This window comes from Sphingobium sp. TomTYG46, assembly GCF_055396345.1.
On record NZ_AP027324.1, the window covers coordinates 1,225,436 to 1,245,725 of the forward strand.

The following is a 20,290-nucleotide window of genomic DNA, read 5'->3' on the forward strand; positions in this document are numbered from 1 at the left end:
AAGGGCGCCCGGCGGGGGCGCCCTTCTCATTTTGCTTAACCTGATGGTTTGGAACCGATCAGTCCTGGGTCAGGAAGTCCGGCAGACCAGCGTTGGAGCCGTCATCGTCACCACCACGGCCTTCGGGACGCGGGCCACGATCACGGCGCGGGCCGCGATCGCCGCCACGGTCACCACCGCGACCGCCACGATCACCGCCATCACGACGGGGACCACGGCCACGGTCGCCACGGTCGCCGCGATCACCACGGGGTTCGCGCGGTTCGCGGGCAGGACGGGTGTCTTCCAGCTCTTCGCCGGTTTCCTGGTCAACGACGCGCATCGACAGGCGAACCTTGCCGCGCGGATCGATCTCCAGGACCTTGACCTTCACTTCCTGGCCTTCCGACACGACGTCGGTCGGCTTTTCGACGCGCTCATTCTTCATTTCGGACACGTGGACGAGGCCGTCCTTGCCACCCATGAAGTTCACGAACGCACCGAAGTCGACGATGTTGACGACCTTGCCGTTGTAGATCTTGCCGACTTCCGCTTCCTCGACGATGCCCAGGATCCACTTCTTGGCGGCCTCGATCTGGTCGATGTCGGACGAGCTGATCTTGATGATGCCTTCGTCGTCGATATCGACCTTCGCGCCGGTTTCCGCGACGATTTCGCGAATGACCTTGCCGCCGGTGCCGATGACGTCACGGATCTTCGACTTGTCGATCTGGATCGTTTCGATGCGCGGGGCGTGCGCCGACAGTTCGGTGCGGGTCGAGGACAGGGCCTTGCTCATTTCACCCAGGATGTGGGCGCGGCCTTCCTTCGCCTGACGCAGGGCGACTTCGAAGATTTCCTGCGTGATGCCGGCAACCTTGATGTCCATCTGCATGGTGGTGATGCCGTTTTCCGTACCCGCCACCTTGAAGTCCATGTCGCCCAGGTGATCTTCGTCGCCCAGGATATCGCTCAATACAGCGAATTCCTTGCCTTCCAGGATCAGGCCCATGGCGATGCCCGACACCGGACGCTTCAGCGGAACGCCCGCGTCCATCATCGAGAGCGAACCGCCGCAAACCGTCGCCATCGACGACGAGCCGTTGGACTCGGTGATGTCGGACAGGACGCGGATGGTGTAGGGGAAATCTTCCTTGCTGGGCAGCACGGGGTGCAGCGCACGCCATGCCAGCTTGCCATGACCCACTTCACGACGGCCCGGCGCGCCGAAGCGGCCGACTTCACCGACCGAATAGGGCGGGAAGTTATAGTGCAGCATGAAGTTTTCATAATAGACGCCGTTCAGGCCGTCGATCATCTGCTCGGCGTCCTTGGTGCCCAGCGTGGTGGTGCAGATCGACTGCGTTTCACCGCGCGTGAACAGCGCCGAACCATGGGTGCGCGGCAGGAAGCCGACCATCGCTTCGATTGGGCGGATCTGCGTGGTGGTGCGGCCGTCGATGCGCTTGCCATCCTTGATGATCGCGCCGCGGACGATTTCCGATTCCAGCTTCTTGGTGAGCTTGATGCCAGCCATGACAGTCTGGGCGTCGAGGCCCTCTTCCGCGAAAAATGCCTTCGCCTTGGCGCGGGCTTCGTTGATCGCGTTCGAACGAGCCGACTTGTCTGTCAGCTTGTAGGCAGCGGTGATGTCCTTGCCGATCAGCTTCTTCAGCTTCTTCTTCAGGTCATCCAGGTCCTCGCCCTTGGCGACTTCCCACGGATCCTTCGCGGCCTTCTCGGCCAGCTGGATGATCGCCTCGACAACCTTCTTGCTCGCTTCATGGGCGAACAGGACAGCGCCGAGCATGATGTCTTCCGAAAGCTCCTTGGCTTCGGATTCGACCATCATCACCGCGTTATGGGTAGCGGCGACGGTCAGGTCCAGTTCGCCTTCCTTCACCTGATCCATCGACGGGTTCAGCTGATATTCGCCATCCTTGTAGCCGACGCGGGCAGCGCCGATCGGACCCATGAAGGGCACGCCCGACAGGGTGAGCGCTGCCGAAGCGGCAATCATCGCGACGATATCGGGCTCGCTCTCGCCATCGAACGACAGCACCTGGGCGATGACGTTGATTTCGTTGTAGAAGCCTTCGGGGAAAAGCGGGCGGATCGGGCGGTCGATCAGGCGGCTGGTCAGCGTTTCCTTTTCGGTCGCGCCGCGCTCACGCTTGAAGAAGCCGCCGGGGATACGGCCGGCTGCGGAATATTTTTCCTGATAATGGACGGTCAGCGGGAAGAAATCCTGTCCTTCCTTCACCGACTTGGCGGCGGTCACGGCGCACAGCACCACGGTTTCGCCATAGGTCGCCAGCACGGCGGCGTCAGCCTGACGCGCAATACGGCCGGTTTCGAGCGTGAGGGTCTTGCCGCCCAGCTCGATTGATACCTTCTTTACATCGAACATAATGTTTTCCTTCGCCCGCGCGGCCCTATTGCCGGGCGGGGCCTTTGGTGGGCCGGTGGCCCATGAGTGGAGAGCCTATCTCTCCTCCGTTCGGGCTGAGCTTGTCGAAGCCCTTCCCTTCTCTTCAAGCAAGAGATGCCCTTCGATGAACTCAGGGCTAACGGTGTGGGGAAAGTTCCCCGTTTCATGGCGCCGTGCCGAATTGCCAGACGCCATGTTGTCAGAATCAGAAACGGCCCCGCGCGGGGGCCGCTCCTTCTTTAGCAGGCTTACTTACGCAGGCCCAGCTTGGCGATGAGGTCGGTATACCGCGCCCCATCCTTCTTCTTCAGATAGTCCAGCAGCGAACGGCGCTTGTTGACCAGCATGAGCAGGCCGCGACGGCTGTGGTTATCCTTGTGGTGACCCTTGAAATGCTCGGTCAGGTTCGAAATGCGCTCCGAGAGGATCGCAACCTGGACTTCCGGCGAACCGGTATCGCCTTCGGCGCGGGCATGTTCCTTGATCAGCGCTTCCTTGCGCTCAGCAGTAATCGACATCGGCTTCCTTTCGTAACATCTAGAGATTGAAGCCGCGCACCACCCTGATTTCAGGGCCACTGGCCTCGACCAGCGCGACGGGCGTGTCGCCCTCCATCGCCAGCATGAGACCGGTATGCGGTTTCCCCACAAGCACCTTCCCCTGTCGGAGAGCCAGCGCGTCATCGGGAGAGACTGCAAGAGCCGGGATGTCGTCCAGCCCTGCGGTCAGCGGCAGCATGAGCTGCGCGATGCCGCCGCCCCTAGCAGCTTCGTCCAATTTGTCCAGCGAAATAGCGGATTCGAGGGTGAATGGCCCTGCCTTCACGCGGCGGAGCATGGTGACATGACCGACCGTGCCGAGCGCGATCGCGACGTCGCGGGCGAGGGAGCGGATATAGGTGCCCTTGGAGACATGGGCGGTGAGGGTGACTTCGGCGATCCTCTCTCCCGCGAGGGGGAGAGGATATGGAGGCTCGGCAGCTTGCTGCCTAGCCGGAGTTGGAGAGGGGTTTGCGCCGCCCTGCCCCTCTCCAAGCTGCTCTAGCCCGCCCGGGAGAGAGGAGATGGTGAGCGCGTGGATCACCACCGACCGCAGCTTCATCTCGACATCCTGCCCAGCCCGCGCGAGATCATAGGCGCGCTGGCCGTCTATCAGGATGGCGGAATAGGCTGGCGGCGCTTGCTCGATCGGGCCGGTGAAGGAGGGTAGTATTGCTTCCACTTCGCCGAGCGTCGGCAGGTGATCACTCTGTGCAATCACTTTTCCTTCAAGGTCCAGCGTGTCGGTCTGGGCGCCAAATGCTATCGTGAAGTCGTAGATCTTGTCGCTGTCGAGCATTCGCCCGGCAAGCTTCGTCGCTTCCCCAACAGCGATCGGCAGCACGCCAGTCGCAAGCGGATCGAGCGTGCCGCCATGGCCCACCTTCCACTTGCCCGCGCCACTGTGCCGCAACGCACGCTTCACCGCACTCACCGCCTGCGTCGAGCCAAGCCCGTGCGGTTTATCGAGGATGATCCAGCCGTGCATGGGATCAACGCAGCGCGTCAGCCCTCATCATCCGGCTGTTCAAGATCCTGCGCGACTTTGGGATCACGCAGCAGCTTGTCGATATGGCTACCCTCGTCAAAGCTCTCGTCCGCCAGGAATTTGAGCTTGGCCGCATATTTGAGGCTTATCCGATGGGCGACCTCGCGCTGTAGATAGGCGGTGTTGGTGCGCAGCGCCTTCAGCACCGCCTCCTCATCCTGACCCAATAGCGACTTCACGAACACGGTGGCATGCCGCAAGTCAGGCGACATGCGAACCTCGGTGACGCTGACCACATGTTTGGCCAGCACCTCGTCATGCACGTCGCCGCGCTGGAGAATGTCGGACAGGACATGGCGCACCTGTTCGCCCACGCGGAGGAGGCGGACGGAGGGGCCTTCAGGTTGATTGGACATCATCAATCCTCGTCATCCCAGCGAAAGCTGGGATCTCAGACGGCTATGGACGACCAGAAGGCACGAGACCCCAGCTTTCGCTGGGGTGACGCACTTTCCTGATCACAACGTCCGTGCGCGTTCCTCGACCTCGAACAGTTCCAGCGTATCGCCAGCCTTGATGTCGTTCGTATCTTGCAGCACCGCACCGCACTCCATGCCCGCACGCACGTCGGACACATCGTCCTTGAAGCGGCGAAGCGAAGCGATGTGGGTACGCGACACGATGACATCGTCGCGGGTAAGGCGCGCATTGAGCCCCTTGCGGATGATGCCGTCGAGGACGAGCAGACCAGCCGCCTTGTCCTTCTTGCCCGCTGGGAACACCTGAAGCACTTCGGCGCGGCCGACGATGGTTTCGATGCGCTCGGGAGCCAGCTGGCCCGCCATTTCGCCGCGAACCTCTTCGAGCAAGTCGTAGATCACGTCATAATAGCGCAGCGAGATTTTCTCGCGCTCCGCCAACTGACGCGCCTTGGCATTGGGACGCACGTTGAAGCCGATCAGCGGCGCTCGGCTGGCAGCGGCCAGTGTGACGTCGCTTTCGGTGATCGCGCCGACACCCGAGTGCAGAACGCGGACCTTGATTTCATCCGTCGAGATGCGGTTGAGCGCCGTCACGATAGCTTCGACCGAACCCTGCACGTCGCCCTTCACCACCACCGGATATTCGATGACGGTCGTGTTGAGCGCAGAGAACATATGTTCAAAGCTGGTCGGGGCGTTGGTGGTGCGCTTCTTGGTCGCCTGTTCCTGACGGTAAGCTGCCACTTCGCGAGCACGCGCTTCATTCTCCACGACCGTGAGTTGATCGCCCGCCAGAGGAACACCCGAAAGCCCCAGCACCTCGACCGGAGTCGAAGGCCCTGCGACCTTCACATTCTGACCCTTGTCGTTAACCAGAGCGCGCACCTTGCCGCTTTCGGCGCCGATGACGAACGTGTCGCCGACCTTGAGCGTGCCCTTGCGGACCAGCACGGTGGCAACCGCGCCACGGCCCTTGTCGAGCTGCGCCTCGATCACATTGCCTTCGGCTGCGCGATCGGGGTTGGCACCCAGTTCCATGACTTCAGCCTGAAGCAGAATCTTCTCGATCAGTTCGTCAAGGCCGGTCTTCTTGAGCGCCGAAACCTCCACGTCCTGCACGTCGCCACCCATATCCTCGACAACGATTTCCTCGCTCAGCAGGCGCTCGCGCACCTTCTGCGGATTGGCTTCGGGCTTGTCGCACTTGTTGATCGCGACGATCATCGGCACGCCCGACGCCTTGGTATGGTTGATGGCCTCGATCGTCTGCGGCATCAGCCCGTCATCGGCCGCCACCACCAGGATGACGATGTCGGTGACGTTCGCGCCACGAGCGCGCATTTCCGAGAAGGCTTCGTGGCCCGGCGTGTCGAGGAAAGTGATGACGTCGCCACCCTTGGTCGTCACCTGATAGGCGCCGATATGCTGGGTGATGCCGCCGCTTTCGCCCGCGACCACATCGGTCCCGCGCAGCGCGTCAAGCAGTGATGTCTTGCCATGATCGACATGACCCATGATCGTCACGACCGGCGCGCGGGGCTTCAGCGTCTCTGCCGCATCGACTTCGCCCTCGATACCGATTTCAACGTCGGCATCGGAAACGCGCTGGATGCGGTGGCCGAATTCCTCGACCAGCAGTTCCGCCGTATCCTGATCGATCGGCTGGTTGAGCGTGACGGCGGTGCCCATCTTGAACAGAGACTTCACCAGGTCCGCACCCTTTTCGGCCATGCGGTTGGCGAGTTCCTGAACCGTGATGCTTTCAGGCACCACGACATCGCGAACCTGCTTTTCACGTTGCTGCGCGCCACCGGCATAATGGGCGCGACGTTCCTTTTCGCGGGCACGCTTCAATGCGGCGAGCGAGCGGGCACGAGCGCTGTCATCGTCCGCAAGCGCGCGCGTGACGGTCAACTTGCCCGACTGGCGGCGATTATCCTCGCCCGCCCGCTTGGCCCGATCCGGCTTGGCCGGTTCGGGACGCTTGATCGGGGCAACCGGGGTGAAGCGGCGCGGCGGCGGCACAGCCGAACCGGTCGCAGCCGGAGCGGCAGCGGGACGCGCTTCGGAGCTTTCCTCGACGACAGGCGCTGCAGGAGCCTCGGGCTCGGGCTGCTGCTCGGCGACCTTGGCTTCATCTTCGGCACGGCGCGCGGCTTCGGCCTCGGCAGCTTCCGCAGCCAGGCGATTTTCCTCGGCGCGACGCTTTTCATCCTCGCTCGCGGCATTACGCTGCGCGTCTTCGCGGCGGCGCGCATCTTCCAGCGCGGTCATGCGGGCTTCTTCCGCCTCGCGCAGCAGCTTCGCCTGCAATTCCTGACGCGACATCAGGCTCTGCGGCGGAGCGGGGCGCGCCGGAGCGGCGGGCTGAGGCGCGCGAGCCTGCGGCTGAGGCGCGGGGGCCGCTGCGGCGGGCGCCGGGGCAGGATCAGCCTGAGGCGCAGCCACGGGCGCACCGGCTTCGCCCGGCTTGCCCAGAATGCGGCGCCGCTTCACCTCAACCACGACCGTATTCTTGCGGCCATGGCTGAACTGCTGCTGCACCTGGCCGGATTCAACGGTCCGCTTGATGCCCAGCGGCTTGCGGCCCAGAACCGGCTTGTCTTCCTTGCTGTCACTCATACGACTGAACTGTACCCTTCACTTACATCCGACCGGCAAGGCCCGTCGGCGCCTTCATTCCATGCTCGTCAGGCGCCCAGTGCACCGGCGGAGTCATGCTCCCCATGCACGGGCGCCTCGGTAGCGCAACCCAGATAGCTTTCCAAGCGGCCGATGGCCGTACGCAGACGCGACGCGGCTCGCGAGTCGGTCACTGCGATATGGACGACATTGTCCCGCCCCATTGCCATAGATAGGGCCTGTCGGTCCACAGGCAAGACGACGCCCGCCAAATCCGTTCCTTCCGCTTCCTGTCCCACGCGCAGCGCCTGATCGAGCTTTCGATTGCCGTCGGCCGCAGCATCACTAGCGTGAAGCAGCAGTTGCACCTTGGCCTGACGGCAGGCGACGTCGATCTTTTCCGATCCGGTGAGGACCATGGATGCCTTCGCCTCCAGGCCCAAGCGGTCCAGCAAAGCCTTGCGCAGGCCGTCCTCGATCAGGTCCGGCAAATTGTCCGGGATTTGTAACTCGCCGGTCTTGAACGCGCGGGCGAGTGCGCCCTTCAGCTTACCCTTGGCGAGGGCTTGTTCGAGTTCGGTGCGAGGAACACCGATCCACGCGCCTCGGCCCGGTGCCTTCGCGCGAATGTCGGGCAGCACTTGGCCTTCTGGTCCGACGGCGAGGCGGATCAGCATTTCCGGATCGGCGCGATCACCGGACAGGATGCATTTACGTTCGGTCATGGGCGCGCCTCCCCGTGAAGCGTTGTGCTCCTGCGCAGGCAGGAACCCAGCTCCGCACTTTCATGGAGGTGCGAGGCCAGGACTGGGCTCCTGCCTTCGCAGGAGCACATCCCATGACTGACGATGTTGGAGCTTAGCCTCTCATCGGGAAGTGACCGCGGCATTGGCGTCCTCCCCAGGGCTGGAGGCAGCCGCGCGATCAGCAATCAGCTGCCCGCCCGACCCATAATTCTCCGTCGAGATTTCGGAAATCACCACCTGCACGGCAGCGGCCGACTTCCCCAGCCGCTCGACGAGCGACTGAGTGACGTCGGCAACGATCGCTGCCTTCTGTTCACGGGTGGCGTTTCCGGCCAGACGGATATCGACAAAGGGCATGGGGCGCTTAGGCTTCCTCGCCTTCGAACCAGTGCGCACGGGCGGCCATGATGATCTCATTGCCCTGCTCTTCACTGAGGCCATATTCGGCGAGAATCCCGCCCTTATCCTCGTCCTTATTCTCACGGCGGCGGCGCTGGTCCACGCGCTTCTTCGCGACGAGTTCGTCCGTCGCGAGATCGGCCAGATCGTCCAGCGTCTTCACGCCCGCCTTGCCCAGCGTCACCAGCATGGCTTCGGTGAGGTGCGGCATGTCGGCCAGCGCGTCTTCGACGCCCAGAGCGCGGCGTTCCTCACGGGCAGCGGCTTCGCGGCGGTCGAGCGCTTCCTGCGCGCGGTTCTGCAATTCGGCGGCGAGATCGTCGTCGAACCCTTCGATCGACGCCAGTTCGTCGATGCTGACATAGGCGACTTCTTCCAGCTCGCCAAAGCCTTCGGCCACCAGCAGCTGCGACAGCGTTTCGTCCACGTCCAGTTCGTTCTGGAACAGTTCGGAGCGGCTGACGAATTCCTTCTGGCGCTTCTCGGACGCGTCGGCCTCGGTCATGATGTCGATGGCCTTGCCGGTCAGCTGGCTGGCGAGGCGGACATTCTGGCCGCGACGGCCGATGGCGAGCGACAGCTGATCATCGGGAACGACGACTTCGATGCGCTCTTCTTCCTCATCGATGACGACGCGGGCGACCTGAGCAGGCTGGAGCGCGTTGACGACGAAGGTCGCGGTATCTTCCGACCAGGGAATGATGTCGATCTTTTCGCCCTGCATTTCCTGCACGACGGCCTGCACGCGGCTACCCTTCATGCCGACGCAGGCACCGACCGGATCAATGCTCGAATCGCGGCTGATAACGCCGATCTTGGCGCGCGAGCCCGGGTCGCGGGCAGCTGCCATGATGGTGATGACGCCGTCGTAGATTTCGGGCACTTCCTGCGCGAACAGCTTCTTCATGAACTCCGGATGCGCGCGGGACAGGAAAATCTGCGGCCCGCGATTTTCGCGGCGCACGTTCAGGATGACCGAACGGATACGGTCGCCGACACGGACGACTTCACGCGGGATCTGCTGGTCGCGGCGGATCACGCCTTCGGCGCGACCGAGGTTCACGACGACATGGCCGAATTCGACGGACTTGACGACGCCGGTGATGATTTCACCCACGCGGTCCTTGAACTCTTCATGCTGGCGCTCGCGCTCGGCGTCGCGGACCTTCTGGAAGATCACCTGCTTGGCCGACTGCGCGTCGATACGACCCAGATCAATCGGAGGCAGCGGATCGACGATGAAGTCGCCGATCACGGCATCCTTCTTCAGCTTCTGCGCCTGCTTCAGGTCAACCTGCTTGAAATAGTCATCGACGGCCTCGACCACCTCGACGACGCGCCACAAGCGCAGGTCGCCGCTTTCGGGGTCCAGCTTGGCGCGGATGTCATTTTCCGCACCATAGCGTGCGCGAGCGGCGCGCTGGATCGCGTCTTCCATCGCCTCGATAACGATCGCCTTGTCGATCATCTTCTCGGTGGCGACGCTGTTCGCGATAGCGAGCAGCTCGGCCTTGTTGGCGGAAATGGCGTTGGCCATGGTCGTGAACCCTTACTCTTCGGTTTCGAACTCGTCCGCCCCATCGGAGGAGAGCGGCATGCTAGCAGAAATGAGCGCGTCGGTCAGTATCAGCTTGGCATCGCCGACCAGCGCGAAGGGGATGGAGACATCCCCAGCCTTATTATCCTGGAACTGAATTTCATCGCCTTCGACGCCCTTCAGCGTACCGCGAAAGCTCTTGCGCCCCGCCACCGTTTCGCTGGTGGCGATCTTCGCCTCATGCCCGGCCCATTCCAGAAAGTCGTGGAGGCGGGTGAGCGGCCGATCGATACCCGGCGAGCTGACCTCCAGCCGATAGGCTTCCTCGATCGGATCAGCTTCATCCAGCACATCGGACAGGCGGCGCGAGATAGCGGCGCAATCCTCGATAACAAGCTGCTTGGTTTCCGGCCGTTCCGCCATGATCTGCAACGTATATTCATCGCCGGACCCGAACAGCTTCACGCGCACAAGGTCAAACCCCAAGGCCTTCACCTCCGGTTCGATCAGCGCGGTCAGTTCGGCGATGTCCGCCATGCAGTCTCCAACAGAATAAATGCGCTCCCGCCGCCGCAAGCGTTCCCGCCTGCGACCCCGACATGTTTGACGATGTAAGGAAGCAAGGGCGATATAGGGGGGAAGATATAATGCTGCAACATTATTCGTGCGCAGGATTTCTGAAGGCATGCGACGAACGGAGGTTGAAATGAATCGGGTCCTGATCAACGCCCTGCCCCTCCTCCTCCTGGCCTGTTCTTCCGAGAACGCCACCGGCCAGAACAGCGCCGCCCCTGCGGAAAAGCCCTTCAAGACTTCCATCATCGCGGATTTCGATTCGCCCTGGGCTATGACCTTCCTGCCGGATGGCCGCGCGCTCGTCACCGAAAAGGCAGGCGAGATGATCCTCTTCGACCCCAAGAACGGAACAAAGATTCCGGTCGCCGGCATTCCCAAAGTCGACAGCGCGGGCCAAGGCGCGCTCATGGATGTCGTGCTTCATCCCCAGTTCGCGCAGAACAAAACGGTATATTTCAGCTTTTCCGAAAGCGGCCCCGGCGGCAAAGGTGTCGCGCTCGCCACGGGCATCTTCAACCAGGCCAGCGACGGAACGACAAAGCTCGACGGCATAAAAACCATCTTCCGCGCGACCCCCTATGTCGAAGGCAACGGCCATTATTCCGGCCGCATCGCCTTTTCCCCCGATGGCCGCTACCTCTTCTTCACGAACGGCGAACGCCAGAAGTTCGACCCAGCCCAGGACCCCAAGGCCACGCTCGGCAAGGTGCTGCGCCTCAATCTCGACGGGACGCCTGCCGCAGGCAATCCCCTCGCGGCCAAGGGATTCCATCCTGCCGTCTGGTCCTACGGCCACCGCAACCTGCTCGGCATCGCGTTCGACAAGGACGGGCGGCTGTGGGAACAGGAAATGGGGCCAAAGGGCGGTGACGAGGTCAACCTGATCAAGCCGGGCCTTAACTATGGCTATCCCAAGGCGTCGAACGGCGACCATTATGACGGCACGCTGATACCGGACCACAGTCCACATGACGGGTTTGAAGCACCAAAACTCTCGTGGAACCCGGTCATTTCACCGGCCGGGTTGCTTTATTATTCAGGCGACCTTTTCCCGGAATGGAAAAACTCCCTGTTCATCGGCGGCCTGTCCAGCAAGTCACTGGTGCGCGTGAAACTGGACGGCGAGAATGCGTCGAAAGCCGACCAATGGGACATGGGCGCAAGGATTCGGGAAGTGGAGCAAGGCCCGGATGGCGCGCTCTGGCTGCTGGAGGATGGCGGCCAGGGATCGCAGGGCCGACTGTTGAAACTGACGCCAGCGGATTGATATGCGGTCTGCCCGACAGCTCATGCGGCGATCGCGCGCCTTGCGTGGTCACGTCTCGGTCGTTGACCGGCCCTGTATACCATCTACACCTTAGAGAGCGACAATAAGGGGGAGGATGACCATGCCACATTCGGTGTTCTTACGGCGCGATCTGCTGAAGGGTGCAGCCTGCCTCGGTCTTATGAGTGCCGCGCCGGTACGCGCACGCGCCGCTGCCGAACGCTTCCCCGCAGTTAGGGGCATGGTGAACGGCGTGATCGGGGAGCCAGCCGCTCCCGGAGCAATCGTGGCGATCGGTCGTGGAACTGATCGCCCAGCCTATGTGAGCAGCGGCACGATCGCCCTGGACAACCCGCGCCGAGTGGATGAGCACACATTGTTCCGCATCTACTCGATGACGAAACCCATTACCGGCATGGCTGTGATGCTGCTGATCGCCGAGGGCCGGATGAAGCTCGACCAGCCGGTTGCCGATTTCCTCCCCGGCTTTGCGAATATGCGCGTTCTGACCAACCCCGGCCAAAGCCTCGAAACGCGCCCCGCCGCTTCTGTCATGACGATCCGTCACCTGCTGACCCACACCGCCGGTCTTGGTGGTGGGCCTTCGATGAGCGGGCCGCTCAAGGCGGTATATCAACAGCTGGGACTGAAGCAGAACCTGCTCAGCAACGCTGAACGACTGGAGCAAGCGCCCCCCTCCAGCCTCAAGCAATTCGCCGAGCGGCTCGCGGCAGCTCCGCTTCTTTCAGACCCCGGCACAGCCTGGAGCTATTCGGTCGGGCTGGATTTGCTGGGCCACATCATAGAGCTGGTGGCAGGCATGCCCTTTGAACAGTTTCTGGAGCAGCGGTTCTTCGCACCTCTTGGCATGAACAGCACCTTCTTCGATGTGCCAGCAGACAAGAAGGCGCGTCTCGTCACAAGCTATACGGGCAGAGGCGCCAAATTGACCGTGGTCGATGCAGGTCCGACCTCCATCTTCCTGAATAAGCCCGCATTTCCTTCGGGCGGGGGCGGCCTCATCTCCTCGGCCCATGATTACGACCGTTTCCTGGCCATGCTGACGAATGAGGGCCGTTTGGGCAGAGCAGCGGTCCTGCCGCCTACCGCGGTGACGGTTGGAACCTCCAACCTTCTGCCACAGGGCGTCAACATGCGCAGCTATGTGGGCATTCCTGGGGTGGTCGGATTTGGCGCGGGCGGCTGCATTGCTGACCATGGCGGGTTCAAAGGCCTGTTCGGCTGGCTGGGCGCTGCGGGAACGATCGGCGTCATCGCGCCCGCGCAGCGGCTTCGGGTGACCGGCTTGATCAACAACCTGTCGGTCTTCGACTTCGCGATGAAACTGCCGAACGCAGTCCATGCGGATTTGGCTTCGGCCAGGATATTATAAGGGCTGGCGAGCAAACCGATGTTCGCCTGTCCAACAGCGGAACCAAGCAGAACCGCCGGATCAAGGTCCGGGGTGACGAAGTCAAAAAATCAGTAGCTTATCCAACTTCGACCTGGAGCAGATTCGGATCCGATTGCATCGGCCCGGATGCTCCAGGATTTCGCTCTGCCGCATTTTCCGAGCCAGCAGATGATCCCATCTGCTTAGAGCGCGCTGCGTTTAATCGGACGCAGCGCGCTCTAGTTTTTTGTTATCGCATCCTTCTTAAGCGCAAAACCGGTTCCCACTTTTGCGCACGATGCTCTGGAAAACGCGCCGGCCGATCAAACCAACCGGCTCTGCTTCACCGCCGCTTCGATAAAGCTCGCAAACAGCGGGTGCGGGTCGAACGGCTTGGACTTCAGTTCCGGATGGAATTGCACGCCGACGAACCAAGGGTGATCCGGCCGCTCGACAATTTCCGGCAAGGTTCCGTCCGGCGACATGCCCGAAAAGATCAGCCCGCCCTTCTCCAGCGCCTCGCGATAGCCCGCATTCACCTCATAGCGATGACGATGCCGCTCGCTGATCTCGCTCGTGCCGTAAATGCCCGCGACCACGCTGTTGCCGGTCAGCTTGGCCGGATAGGCCCCAAGGCGCATCGTGCCGCCCAGGTCCGTTTCGGCCGTGCGCTTCTGCAAGCCTTCCTTGCCCATCCATTCAGTGATGAGGCCAACGACCGGCTCTGACGTCTCGCCAAATTCGGTGGTGGACGCCTCGGCAATTCCCGCCGTGTTCCGCGCGCCTTCGATGCAGGCCATCTGCATGCCAAGGCAGATGCCAAAGAAAGGCACATTGCGTTCACGGGCGAACTTCACGCTGGCGATCTTGCCTTCCGATCCGCGCACGCCAAAGCCGCCGGGGACCAGAATGCCGTGCATCGGTTCCAGGCTGGCGGCGACATCATCGCCCTTCTCGAACAATTCGGCGTCGATCCACTTGATCTTCACCTTCACCCGATTGGCGAAACCGCCATGGGTCAGCGCCTCGTAAAGCGACTTGTAGGCGTCCGGCAGGCCGACATATTTGCCCACGACGCCGATCGTCACTTCGCCTTCGGGGTTCTGCTGGCGGTCCATGATGTCCATCCAGCGATCGAGCGTCGGCTTGCGCGCGTCGTCGATTCCGAAGGCTCGCAGCACTTCCTCGTCCAGCCCTTCGGCATGATATTGCGCGGGCACCGCATAGATGCTGCTGGCGTCGAGCGCGGGGATCACCGCTTCCTTCCGGACGTTGCAGAACAGCGCGATCTTCGCCCGTTCGCTGTCGGGCAGCGGATGTTCGCAGCGGCAGAGCAGAATGTCCGGCTGAATACCGAGCGAGGTGAGTTCACGCACGCTATGCTGCGTCGGCTTTGTCTTCAGCTCGCCCGCCGCTGCGATATAGGGGACCAGCGTCACATGGACGAAGATCGACTGGCGGCGACCAAGGTCATTATGCAGCTGACGAATGGCTTCCATGAACGGCAGCGATTCGATGTCGCCGACCGTCCCGCCAATTTCGCACAGCACGAAATCCAGATCATCGGACTCGGCCATCGCGAACGACTTGATCTCGTCCGTGACGTGCGGGATCACCTGCACTGTCGCGCCCAGATAATCGCCGCGCCGCTCGCGCTGGATGATCGTCTGATAGACGCGGCCCTGCGTCACATTGTCCGACTGCCGCGCGGAAACCCCCGTAAACCGCTCATAATGGCCAAGGTCGAGGTCGGTTTCCGCCCCGTCATCGGTCACATAGACTTCGCCATGCTGATACGGACTCATCGTGCCCGGATCGACGTTGAGATAGGGGTCGAACTTCCGGATACGCACGCGGAAACCTCGCGCCTGCAGCAGTGCTGCGAGCGATGCGGCCATAAGGCCCTTGCCAAGCGAGGAGACCACGCCGCCGGTGATGAAAATATACCGCGCCATGGGAGAGGAGGCTTAGCCTTTTACAAACAAGTTGGGCAAGCGCGCGAATCCACGCACGAGCAAAAAAAGATCGGAATTTTGAACGAAAAGTTCAGTTGGCGAGCGGAACCGCGCCATTTGCGGCCTGACCGTTGCTTGCAGCGCCTGCCGCACCGGCCAGCGGATCGGCGCTACCGGCCGGTGCTGGGGTGGCGGGTGCCGTCGGCGCCTGCTTCACCAGCGACGTATCGATATCGCTCGGCGCATGCTGCACCGATGCGATCACGGCCAGAACGACCGACAGCATCACAAAAATAGTGGCCAGCACCGTCGTCGATCGCGTCAGAAAATCCGCCGCGCCCCGAGCAGACATCAATCCCGCCGGGCTGCCACCCACGCCCAGACCGCCGCCTTCCGACTTCTGCATCAGGATGACGGTGACAAGCAGGGCCGCCACGATGGCCTGCACGACGAGGATGAAGGTGAACATGCGAGAATATCTGTCCCAATGGGGTGCGTTGTGGAGCCCATAGCGTTGAAGCGCCGCCGGGGCAACCGGGAGCCATCCCTAACCCCCCTCCCTTTCAAGTTCAAACGAGGCACGTGATTCGTTTGAAGGGCCGGGGGTCGGTGCGATTGCCCAGCAATCGCTTCCAACCTCTCATCCCGCAGCCGCAATCACCGGCCCGAATTTCGCCGCGGTCAGGCTCGCTCCGCCCACCAGGCCGCCATCGACATCCTCGATCGCCATCAACTCGGCCGCATTCTCACCATTCATCGACCCGCCATAGAGGATGCGCATGGCACCCGCTTCGCCATCGCCAATCCGGCCAGCCAACGCCGCCCGCAGTGCCTTGTGCATGGTTTCGACCGCGTCCATCGTCGGGATTCGCCCGGTGCCGATCGCCCAGATCGGCTCATAGGCGATCGCCAGCCAGTCCGCCGCCGCGCCTTCCGGCAGCGATGCCAGCAGCTGCGCCGCCACAACGCCTTCGGCCCCGCCAGCGTCGCGCACCTCAAGGCTTTCACCGACGCAAAGGATGACCTTCAGACCCGCAGACTTAGCCGCGAGCGCCTTGGCCGCGACATCGGCGTCCGTTTCGCCCTGATCCTGCCGCCGTTCGCTATGGCCAACGATCGTCCAGCTCGCACCCGCTTCCGCCAGCATCGCAGCCGACAGGCAGCCCGTATGCGCACCGCTATCATTCATATGGCAATCCTGCGCGCCGACAAAGGCGCCGCCCTTGACCTGATCGGCCGCCGCGATCAGCGTCGCGGGCAGGCACAGCCCCACCTCGACCACCGGACGCTCAGCCGCCAGCGCGCCGATCGCTTCGACTTCGGGCAGCTGTGAACGGAGGCCGTTCATCTTCCAGTTGCCGACCACCAGCTTACGCCTGCCCATCAATCCATACCCCTTCAGTCATTCGTCCATCCGCCAGCCCGCGCCGGACCAGCCCCGACAGGCCGATGGACAAAGGCACCGCATTTGTCCAGCCAAGCCGCACTTGCCGCCGCGACGATCCGCCCCTAAAGCGGGCCGCCCGTAAAAGTCTTTCTATTCTGGACTTACTTCATGCTTTCAAACTTCCGCCGCTTCATCCATTCGAAATTCGGCGCCCTCTTCGCGCTCCTTTTCCTAGGCGTCATCGCGGCAGCGTTCATCATGGGCGACGTCACGAGCGGCAAGTTTGGCACCTCTCTCGGCGGCAGCGGCGAGACTGTCGCGAAAGCGGGCGGCACCCGACTGACCCTGCCTCAGTTCCAGGAACGGGTTCAGCGCGTCTTCGAAAATGCGCGCCGCGCCACCCCGGGTCTTCAGATCGGCGATTTCCTCGCTCAAGGTGCCGCTGGCCAGATCTATGATCAGCTGGTCGCCGCAATGACGCTGAAGGAATATGCGAAAGATCAGGGCGTCCACATCTCCAAGCGCCTCGTCGATGCGCAGATCGCCCAGATCCCTGCCTTTCAGGACGCTGCAGGCAGATTCAGCCAGGAAAATTTCCGCCAGCTTCTGCTGCGCGAACGCATCACGGAACAGGCCCTGCGTGAAGACATCACCCGCGAGATCCTGGAACGGCAGATGCTCGCTCCGCTCGGCTTGGGTGTTAAACTGCCGAACAGCGTCATCCTGCCCTACGCCTCGCTGTTGCTGGAGGCACGCCAGGGGACGATCGCCGCTGTCCCCGCCACGGCCTTTGCGGACATTAAGGACCCCACCGACGCACAGCTCACCACCTATTATCAGCAGAATGCCGGGCGCTTCACCATCCCGGAGCAGCGCCGCATTCGCTACGCCGTGATCGATGGCGAACGCTTCGCGCAAGCCTCGCAGCCGACTGACGCCGAAATTGCCGCATCCTATAATCAGAACAAAGCGAGCTACGCCGCCAAGGAAAGCCGCAATTTCGAGCAGCTTATCCTGCCCAGCGAAGCCGCCGCGAAAACGATCGCAGCGCAGGTGAAGGGCGGCAAGTCGCTTGCAGCCGCCGCGCAGGGTGCAGGGCTGGAGGCGTCGGCGCTGGTGGATCAAAGCCGTGAAAGCCTGACCACCACAACGTCCGCCGCAATCGCAAATGCGGGCTTTACGGCCAAGCAAGGCGAACTTGTCGGCCCGATCCGGGGACCACTCGGATGGATTCTGCTGCGCGTATCGAACGTCAAGACCGTTCCCGCGCGGCCGCTGTCAGCCGTGCGCGACGAGATCGCAACGACGCTCCGCTCGCAAAAGCAGAAGCGCCTGCTGAGCGAGTTCACCGGAAAGGTTGAAGATCAGATCGCCGATGGCGGCAGCTTTGAGGAAGTGGTGAAGGACAACGGCCTCAAGCTGGAAACGACACCCTTCCTGATCGCCAATGGCAAGCAGGTCGAGGATCAGGCCTATCAGGCTCCGGCCGATGTTCGTCCGCTGCTGGCGCCCGTGTTCCAGATGAGCCAGGACGACGACGCGCAACTCGTGCCGGTCACGCCCGACCAGCGCTACGCTCTCGCCGCCCCCGCCGAGATTCGCGCCGCCGCGCCGCCACCGCTGGATAAGGTTAAGCCGCTGGTACTTGCCCAATTTAAGCTGGCGCAGGGCAACGCCAAAGCGAAGGCCGTGGCCGAGCAGATCCGCGAGAAGGTCGCCAAGGGAATGAAGCTTGCCGATGCCGTGGCCCAGGCTGGCGTCCGCCTGCCCGCGCCTCAGACGGTGGGCGGGCGTCGTGCCGATATCATGCGGGAAGGTCAGCGTCCCCCCGCCGAGGTCGCGATCCTGTTCTCCATGGCAACGAACAGCGTCAAGACGATGCCGATCGGTCAAGACCGCGGCTATTTCATCGTGCAACTGAACGGCATCAAACATGGCGATGCGGGCGGCCAGACCGCCCTGCTTGATCAGGTCCGCAGCCAGCTTGGCGATGTCGTCGGCCAGGAATATGGGCAGCAGTTCGAACGGGCGGTCGAAAAGCAGCTTGGCGTGACCCGGAACCCGTCAGCTGTCGCCAGCGTCCAGCGCGCGCTTGCCAGCACCAATGGCGGCGCACAGTAACATGGTTGCGGGCAGCGCAGGCAATGACGGGATAGCGGCCGCTCATGCCGCACTGGCCGCTGGCAATTCGGCGCTGGTGTGGCGCCGCCAGATCGCGGACACGGACACGCCGATTTCCGCTGCGCTCAAGCTGTTCGAAGCCGATCGTGGCGACTTTCTGCTGGAATCGGTCGAAGGTGGTGCGGTTCGCGGGCGCTATAGCCTGATCGGCCTCGCGCCTGATCTTGTCTTCCGCGCGCAGGGACAGGCGGCTGAGATTAATCGCCACTGGGCAACGGACCCGCAGGCATTTGTTCCGGAAGCGGTTGGCGCGCTTGATGCCTTGCGCGCACTTGTGGCGGAATGCCGGGCTGAGCTTGATCCCGCGCTTCCCCCTGCCCTCGCCTGCCTGGTGGGCTATTTCGGTTATGAGACGGTCGGCCTTGTCGAAAAGCTGCCGCGGCCAGCGCCCAATCCGCTTGAACTGCCTGATATGCTGTTCGTCCGGCCAACCATCATCCTGGTTTTCGACCGGTTGGCCGACGCGCTGTATCTTGTCGCGCCGGTGTGGAAGGGCAGCTTCAGCGATGCCGACGCGGCGATCGCGCAGGCTCTGGAGCGGATCGATGCAACGGCGGCGCGACTGGCCGCACCCTTGCCCCACACACCTCCGGCCCAAGACATTGCCGATGTCGATGTGACCCCCGCGCTGGAGCCAGGTCGCTACAAGGCCATGGTCGAACGGGCCAAGGACTATATCGTTGCCGGGGACATTTTTCAGGTGGTGCTCGCCCAGCGTTTCACCAGCCCTTTCACCCTTCCGCCGATCTCGCTTTATCGGGCACTGCGACGGATAAATCCTTCGCCTTTCCTTTATTATCTCGATCTGCCCGGCTTTGCCCTGATCGGTTCCAGCCCCGAGATTCTGGTGCGTGCACGGGATGGCGAAGTCACCATCCGCCCGATCGCCGGAACGCGTCCGCGCGGCAAAAACGGTGTCGAGGATGCTGCCAATCGCGAAAGCCTGCTCGCCGATCCCAAGGAGCGAGCAGAACATCTGATGCTGCTCGACCTCGGGCGCAATGATGTGGGGCGGGTCGCTACCGCCGGATCGGTGACGGTCACCGACAGCTACAGCGTCGAATTTTACAGCCACGTCATGCACATCGTGTCGAATGTCGTCGGCCGTCTTTCGCCAGACAAGGATGCACTGGACGCCCTATTCGCGGGCTTCCCGGCAGGCACGGTTTCGGGCGCGCCCAAAGTCCGCGCTTGCGAGATCATCGCGGAACTGGAGCCGGAGACGCGCGGCGCCTATGCAGGCGGCGTCGGCTATTTCGGACCCGACGGCAATATGGACAGCTGCATCGTGCTACGCACCGCCGTGCTTAAGGATGGCATCATGCACGTCCAGGCAGGCGCGGGCATCGTTGCCGACTCCACGCCGGAATATGAGCAGCGCGAGTGCGAGGCGAAGAGTGGCGCACTCCTCGCGGCAGCGCGGGAAGCCGTCGATCTCGCGCGGCAGGCTGGCTTCGGGCAATAATTACTCGGCCGTCGTTGGATCAATCGTCGACCGAACTCTGGCGATGCTGTTGGCGGGAAATCCCGCAAGCTCGGCATGCTGCCGGATCAGCTCTTCGCTGGGCGCGCGGTAGAGACAATAGATCTTGTCATCCGTCACATAGCTGTGGACCCACTGTATCTCGGGTCCAAGTTCGCGCAGCACATTACAGGAACCTTGTGAAGCGTTCCTGAGCTCATCGCCCTGCAACCTTCCCGCGCCGGGCATCTCTCTTTCTATCACGAACTGCGGCATGACCACCTCCATGCGTGAAGAGCGCCGAATCTATGCCTGTGTGCGGCGCGAGTCCATAACGACGCTAACG

17 protein-coding genes are annotated in these 20,290 nt (G+C 62.5%); 4 read left to right on the plus strand and 13 right to left on the minus strand.

Annotation, left to right across the window (positions count from 1 at the left end; translation table 11 throughout):
- Positions 1-58: 58 nt before the first annotated feature.
- The 9 genes from pnp to rimP all read right to left on the minus strand — a co-directional run bounded on the left by pnp (position 59) and on the right by rimP (position 10,260).
- Positions 59-2,389 (minus strand): polyribonucleotide nucleotidyltransferase, encoded by a 2,331-nt coding sequence (gene pnp / locus ACZ5YV_RS06230; RefSeq protein WP_464789036.1) that lies wholly within the window; start codon positions 2,387-2,389, stop codon positions 59-61.
- A 269-nt stretch (positions 2,390-2,658) separates the two neighbouring features.
- Complete coding sequence (rpsO, locus tag ACZ5YV_RS06235; RefSeq protein WP_022681215.1) at positions 2,659-2,928, minus strand: 30S ribosomal protein S15; 270 nt, start codon at positions 2,926-2,928, stop codon at positions 2,659-2,661.
- Positions 2,929-2,947: 19 nt separating this feature from the next.
- Positions 2,948-3,937, minus strand: a complete 990-nt coding sequence (gene truB, locus ACZ5YV_RS06240; protein ID WP_464789037.1) for a tRNA pseudouridine(55) synthase TruB — start codon at positions 3,935-3,937, stop codon at positions 2,948-2,950.
- A gap of 17 nt (positions 3,938-3,954) precedes the next feature.
- Positions 3,955-4,356 (minus strand): 30S ribosome-binding factor RbfA, encoded by a 402-nt coding sequence (gene rbfA / locus ACZ5YV_RS06245; protein WP_464789038.1) that lies wholly within the window; start codon positions 4,354-4,356, stop codon positions 3,955-3,957.
- A gap of 99 nt (positions 4,357-4,455) precedes the next feature.
- A complete protein-coding gene (gene infB, locus ACZ5YV_RS06250; RefSeq protein WP_464789039.1) occupies positions 4,456-7,041 on the minus strand; it encodes a translation initiation factor IF-2 in 2,586 nt (861 codons plus the stop codon).
- Between the two features lie 68 nt (positions 7,042-7,109).
- On the minus strand, positions 7,110-7,766 hold the full coding sequence (locus tag ACZ5YV_RS06255; protein ID WP_464789040.1) for a DUF448 domain-containing protein: 657 nt from the start codon (positions 7,764-7,766) through the stop codon (positions 7,110-7,112).
- Positions 7,767-7,907: 141 nt separating this feature from the next.
- Positions 7,908-8,144: a tautomerase family protein gene (locus ACZ5YV_RS06260; RefSeq protein ID WP_464789041.1), complete on the minus strand. Its 237-nt coding sequence runs from the start codon at positions 8,142-8,144 to the stop codon at positions 7,908-7,910.
- 7 nt (positions 8,145-8,151) lie between these two features.
- Complete coding sequence (gene nusA / locus ACZ5YV_RS06265) at positions 8,152-9,723, minus strand: transcription termination factor NusA (protein ID WP_464789042.1); 1,572 nt, start codon at positions 9,721-9,723, stop codon at positions 8,152-8,154.
- 12 nt (positions 9,724-9,735) lie between these two features.
- Positions 9,736-10,260 (minus strand): ribosome maturation protein RimP, encoded by a 525-nt coding sequence (gene rimP / locus ACZ5YV_RS06270; protein ID WP_464789043.1) that lies wholly within the window; start codon positions 10,258-10,260, stop codon positions 9,736-9,738.
- Positions 10,261-10,429: 169 nt separating this feature from the next.
- On the opposite strand from rimP, the gene ACZ5YV_RS06275 reads away from it, so the two are divergent.
- Positions 10,430-11,566, plus strand: a complete 1,137-nt coding sequence (locus ACZ5YV_RS06275) for a PQQ-dependent sugar dehydrogenase (protein WP_464789044.1) — start codon at positions 10,430-10,432, stop codon at positions 11,564-11,566.
- Positions 11,567-11,681: 115 nt separating this feature from the next.
- Complete coding sequence (locus tag ACZ5YV_RS06280; RefSeq protein WP_464789045.1) at positions 11,682-12,959, plus strand: serine hydrolase domain-containing protein; 1,278 nt, start codon at positions 11,682-11,684, stop codon at positions 12,957-12,959.
- 323 nt (positions 12,960-13,282) lie between these two features.
- On the opposite strand, the gene ACZ5YV_RS06285 is transcribed toward ACZ5YV_RS06280, so the two are convergent.
- The 3 genes from ACZ5YV_RS06285 to tpiA form a co-directional block, all read right to left on the minus strand.
- Positions 13,283-14,914 carry a CTP synthase gene (locus tag ACZ5YV_RS06285; protein WP_464789046.1) on the minus strand — a complete coding sequence of 544 codons (1,632 nt, stop codon included), beginning with the start codon at positions 14,912-14,914 and terminating at the stop codon, positions 13,283-13,285.
- A gap of 91 nt (positions 14,915-15,005) precedes the next feature.
- Positions 15,006-15,383: a preprotein translocase subunit SecG gene (secG, locus tag ACZ5YV_RS06290; RefSeq protein WP_464789047.1), complete on the minus strand. Its 378-nt coding sequence runs from the start codon at positions 15,381-15,383 to the stop codon at positions 15,006-15,008.
- A 171-nt stretch (positions 15,384-15,554) separates the two neighbouring features.
- On the minus strand, positions 15,555-16,298 hold the full coding sequence (tpiA, locus tag ACZ5YV_RS06295; protein ID WP_464789048.1) for a triose-phosphate isomerase: 744 nt from the start codon (positions 16,296-16,298) through the stop codon (positions 15,555-15,557).
- A 171-nt stretch (positions 16,299-16,469) separates the two neighbouring features.
- Here tpiA and ACZ5YV_RS06300 point away from each other — a divergent pair, with 171 nt between their 5' ends.
- Together ACZ5YV_RS06300 and trpE are read left to right on the plus strand one after the other, a co-directional pair.
- Positions 16,470-18,422, plus strand: coding sequence for a SurA N-terminal domain-containing protein (locus ACZ5YV_RS06300; protein WP_464789049.1), 1,953 nt, complete (start codon positions 16,470-16,472; stop codon positions 18,420-18,422).
- Positions 18,406-19,947 carry an anthranilate synthase component I gene (gene trpE, locus ACZ5YV_RS06305; RefSeq protein WP_464789050.1) on the plus strand — a complete coding sequence of 514 codons (1,542 nt, stop codon included), beginning with the start codon at positions 18,406-18,408 and terminating at the stop codon, positions 19,945-19,947. Before ACZ5YV_RS06300 ends, trpE begins: the two co-directional genes overlap by 17 nt.
- Here trpE and ACZ5YV_RS06310 read toward each other — a convergent pair whose 3' ends face one another.
- A complete protein-coding gene (locus ACZ5YV_RS06310) occupies positions 19,948-20,220 on the minus strand; it encodes a DUF4242 domain-containing protein (RefSeq protein ID WP_464789051.1) in 273 nt (90 codons plus the stop codon).
- Positions 20,221-20,290 lie beyond the last annotated feature (70 nt).

Bases quoted from the DNA above. Each gene is read 5' to 3' on its own strand.
- ACZ5YV_RS06285 (WP_464789046.1), bottom strand. From the start codon at position 14,914: ATGGCGCGGTATATTTTCATCACCGGCGGCGTGGTCTCCTCGCTTGGC.
- ACZ5YV_RS06260 (WP_464789041.1), bottom strand. From the start codon at position 8,144: ATGCCCTTTGTCGATATCCGTCTGGCCGGAAACGCCACCCGTGAACAG.
- pnp (WP_464789036.1), bottom strand. From the start codon at position 2,389: ATGTTCGATGTAAAGAAGGTATCAATCGAGCTGGGCGGCAAGACCCTC.
- ACZ5YV_RS06280 (WP_464789045.1), top strand. From the start codon at position 11,682: ATGACCATGCCACATTCGGTGTTCTTACGGCGCGATCTGCTGAAGGGT.
- ACZ5YV_RS06300 (WP_464789049.1), top strand. From the start codon at position 16,470: ATGCTTTCAAACTTCCGCCGCTTCATCCATTCGAAATTCGGCGCCCTC.
- ACZ5YV_RS06310 (WP_464789051.1), bottom strand. From the start codon at position 20,220: ATGCCGCAGTTCGTGATAGAAAGAGAGATGCCCGGCGCGGGAAGGTTG.
- rpsO (WP_022681215.1), bottom strand. From the start codon at position 2,928: ATGTCGATTACTGCTGAGCGCAAGGAAGCGCTGATCAAGGAACATGCC.
- truB (WP_464789037.1), bottom strand. From the start codon at position 3,937: ATGCACGGCTGGATCATCCTCGATAAACCGCACGGGCTTGGCTCGACG.
- rbfA (WP_464789038.1), bottom strand. From the start codon at position 4,356: ATGATGTCCAATCAACCTGAAGGCCCCTCCGTCCGCCTCCTCCGCGTG.
- trpE (WP_464789050.1), top strand. From the start codon at position 18,406: ATGGCGGCGCACAGTAACATGGTTGCGGGCAGCGCAGGCAATGACGGG.
- secG (WP_464789047.1), bottom strand. From the start codon at position 15,383: ATGTTCACCTTCATCCTCGTCGTGCAGGCCATCGTGGCGGCCCTGCTT.
- infB (WP_464789039.1), bottom strand. From the start codon at position 7,041: ATGAGTGACAGCAAGGAAGACAAGCCGGTTCTGGGCCGCAAGCCGCTG.
- ACZ5YV_RS06275 (WP_464789044.1), top strand. From the start codon at position 10,430: ATGAATCGGGTCCTGATCAACGCCCTGCCCCTCCTCCTCCTGGCCTGT.
- nusA (WP_464789042.1), bottom strand. From the start codon at position 9,723: ATGGCCAACGCCATTTCCGCCAACAAGGCCGAGCTGCTCGCTATCGCG.
- rimP (WP_464789043.1), bottom strand. From the start codon at position 10,260: ATGGCGGACATCGCCGAACTGACCGCGCTGATCGAACCGGAGGTGAAG.
- ACZ5YV_RS06255 (WP_464789040.1), bottom strand. From the start codon at position 7,766: ATGACCGAACGTAAATGCATCCTGTCCGGTGATCGCGCCGATCCGGAA.
- tpiA (WP_464789048.1), bottom strand. From the start codon at position 16,298: ATGGGCAGGCGTAAGCTGGTGGTCGGCAACTGGAAGATGAACGGCCTC.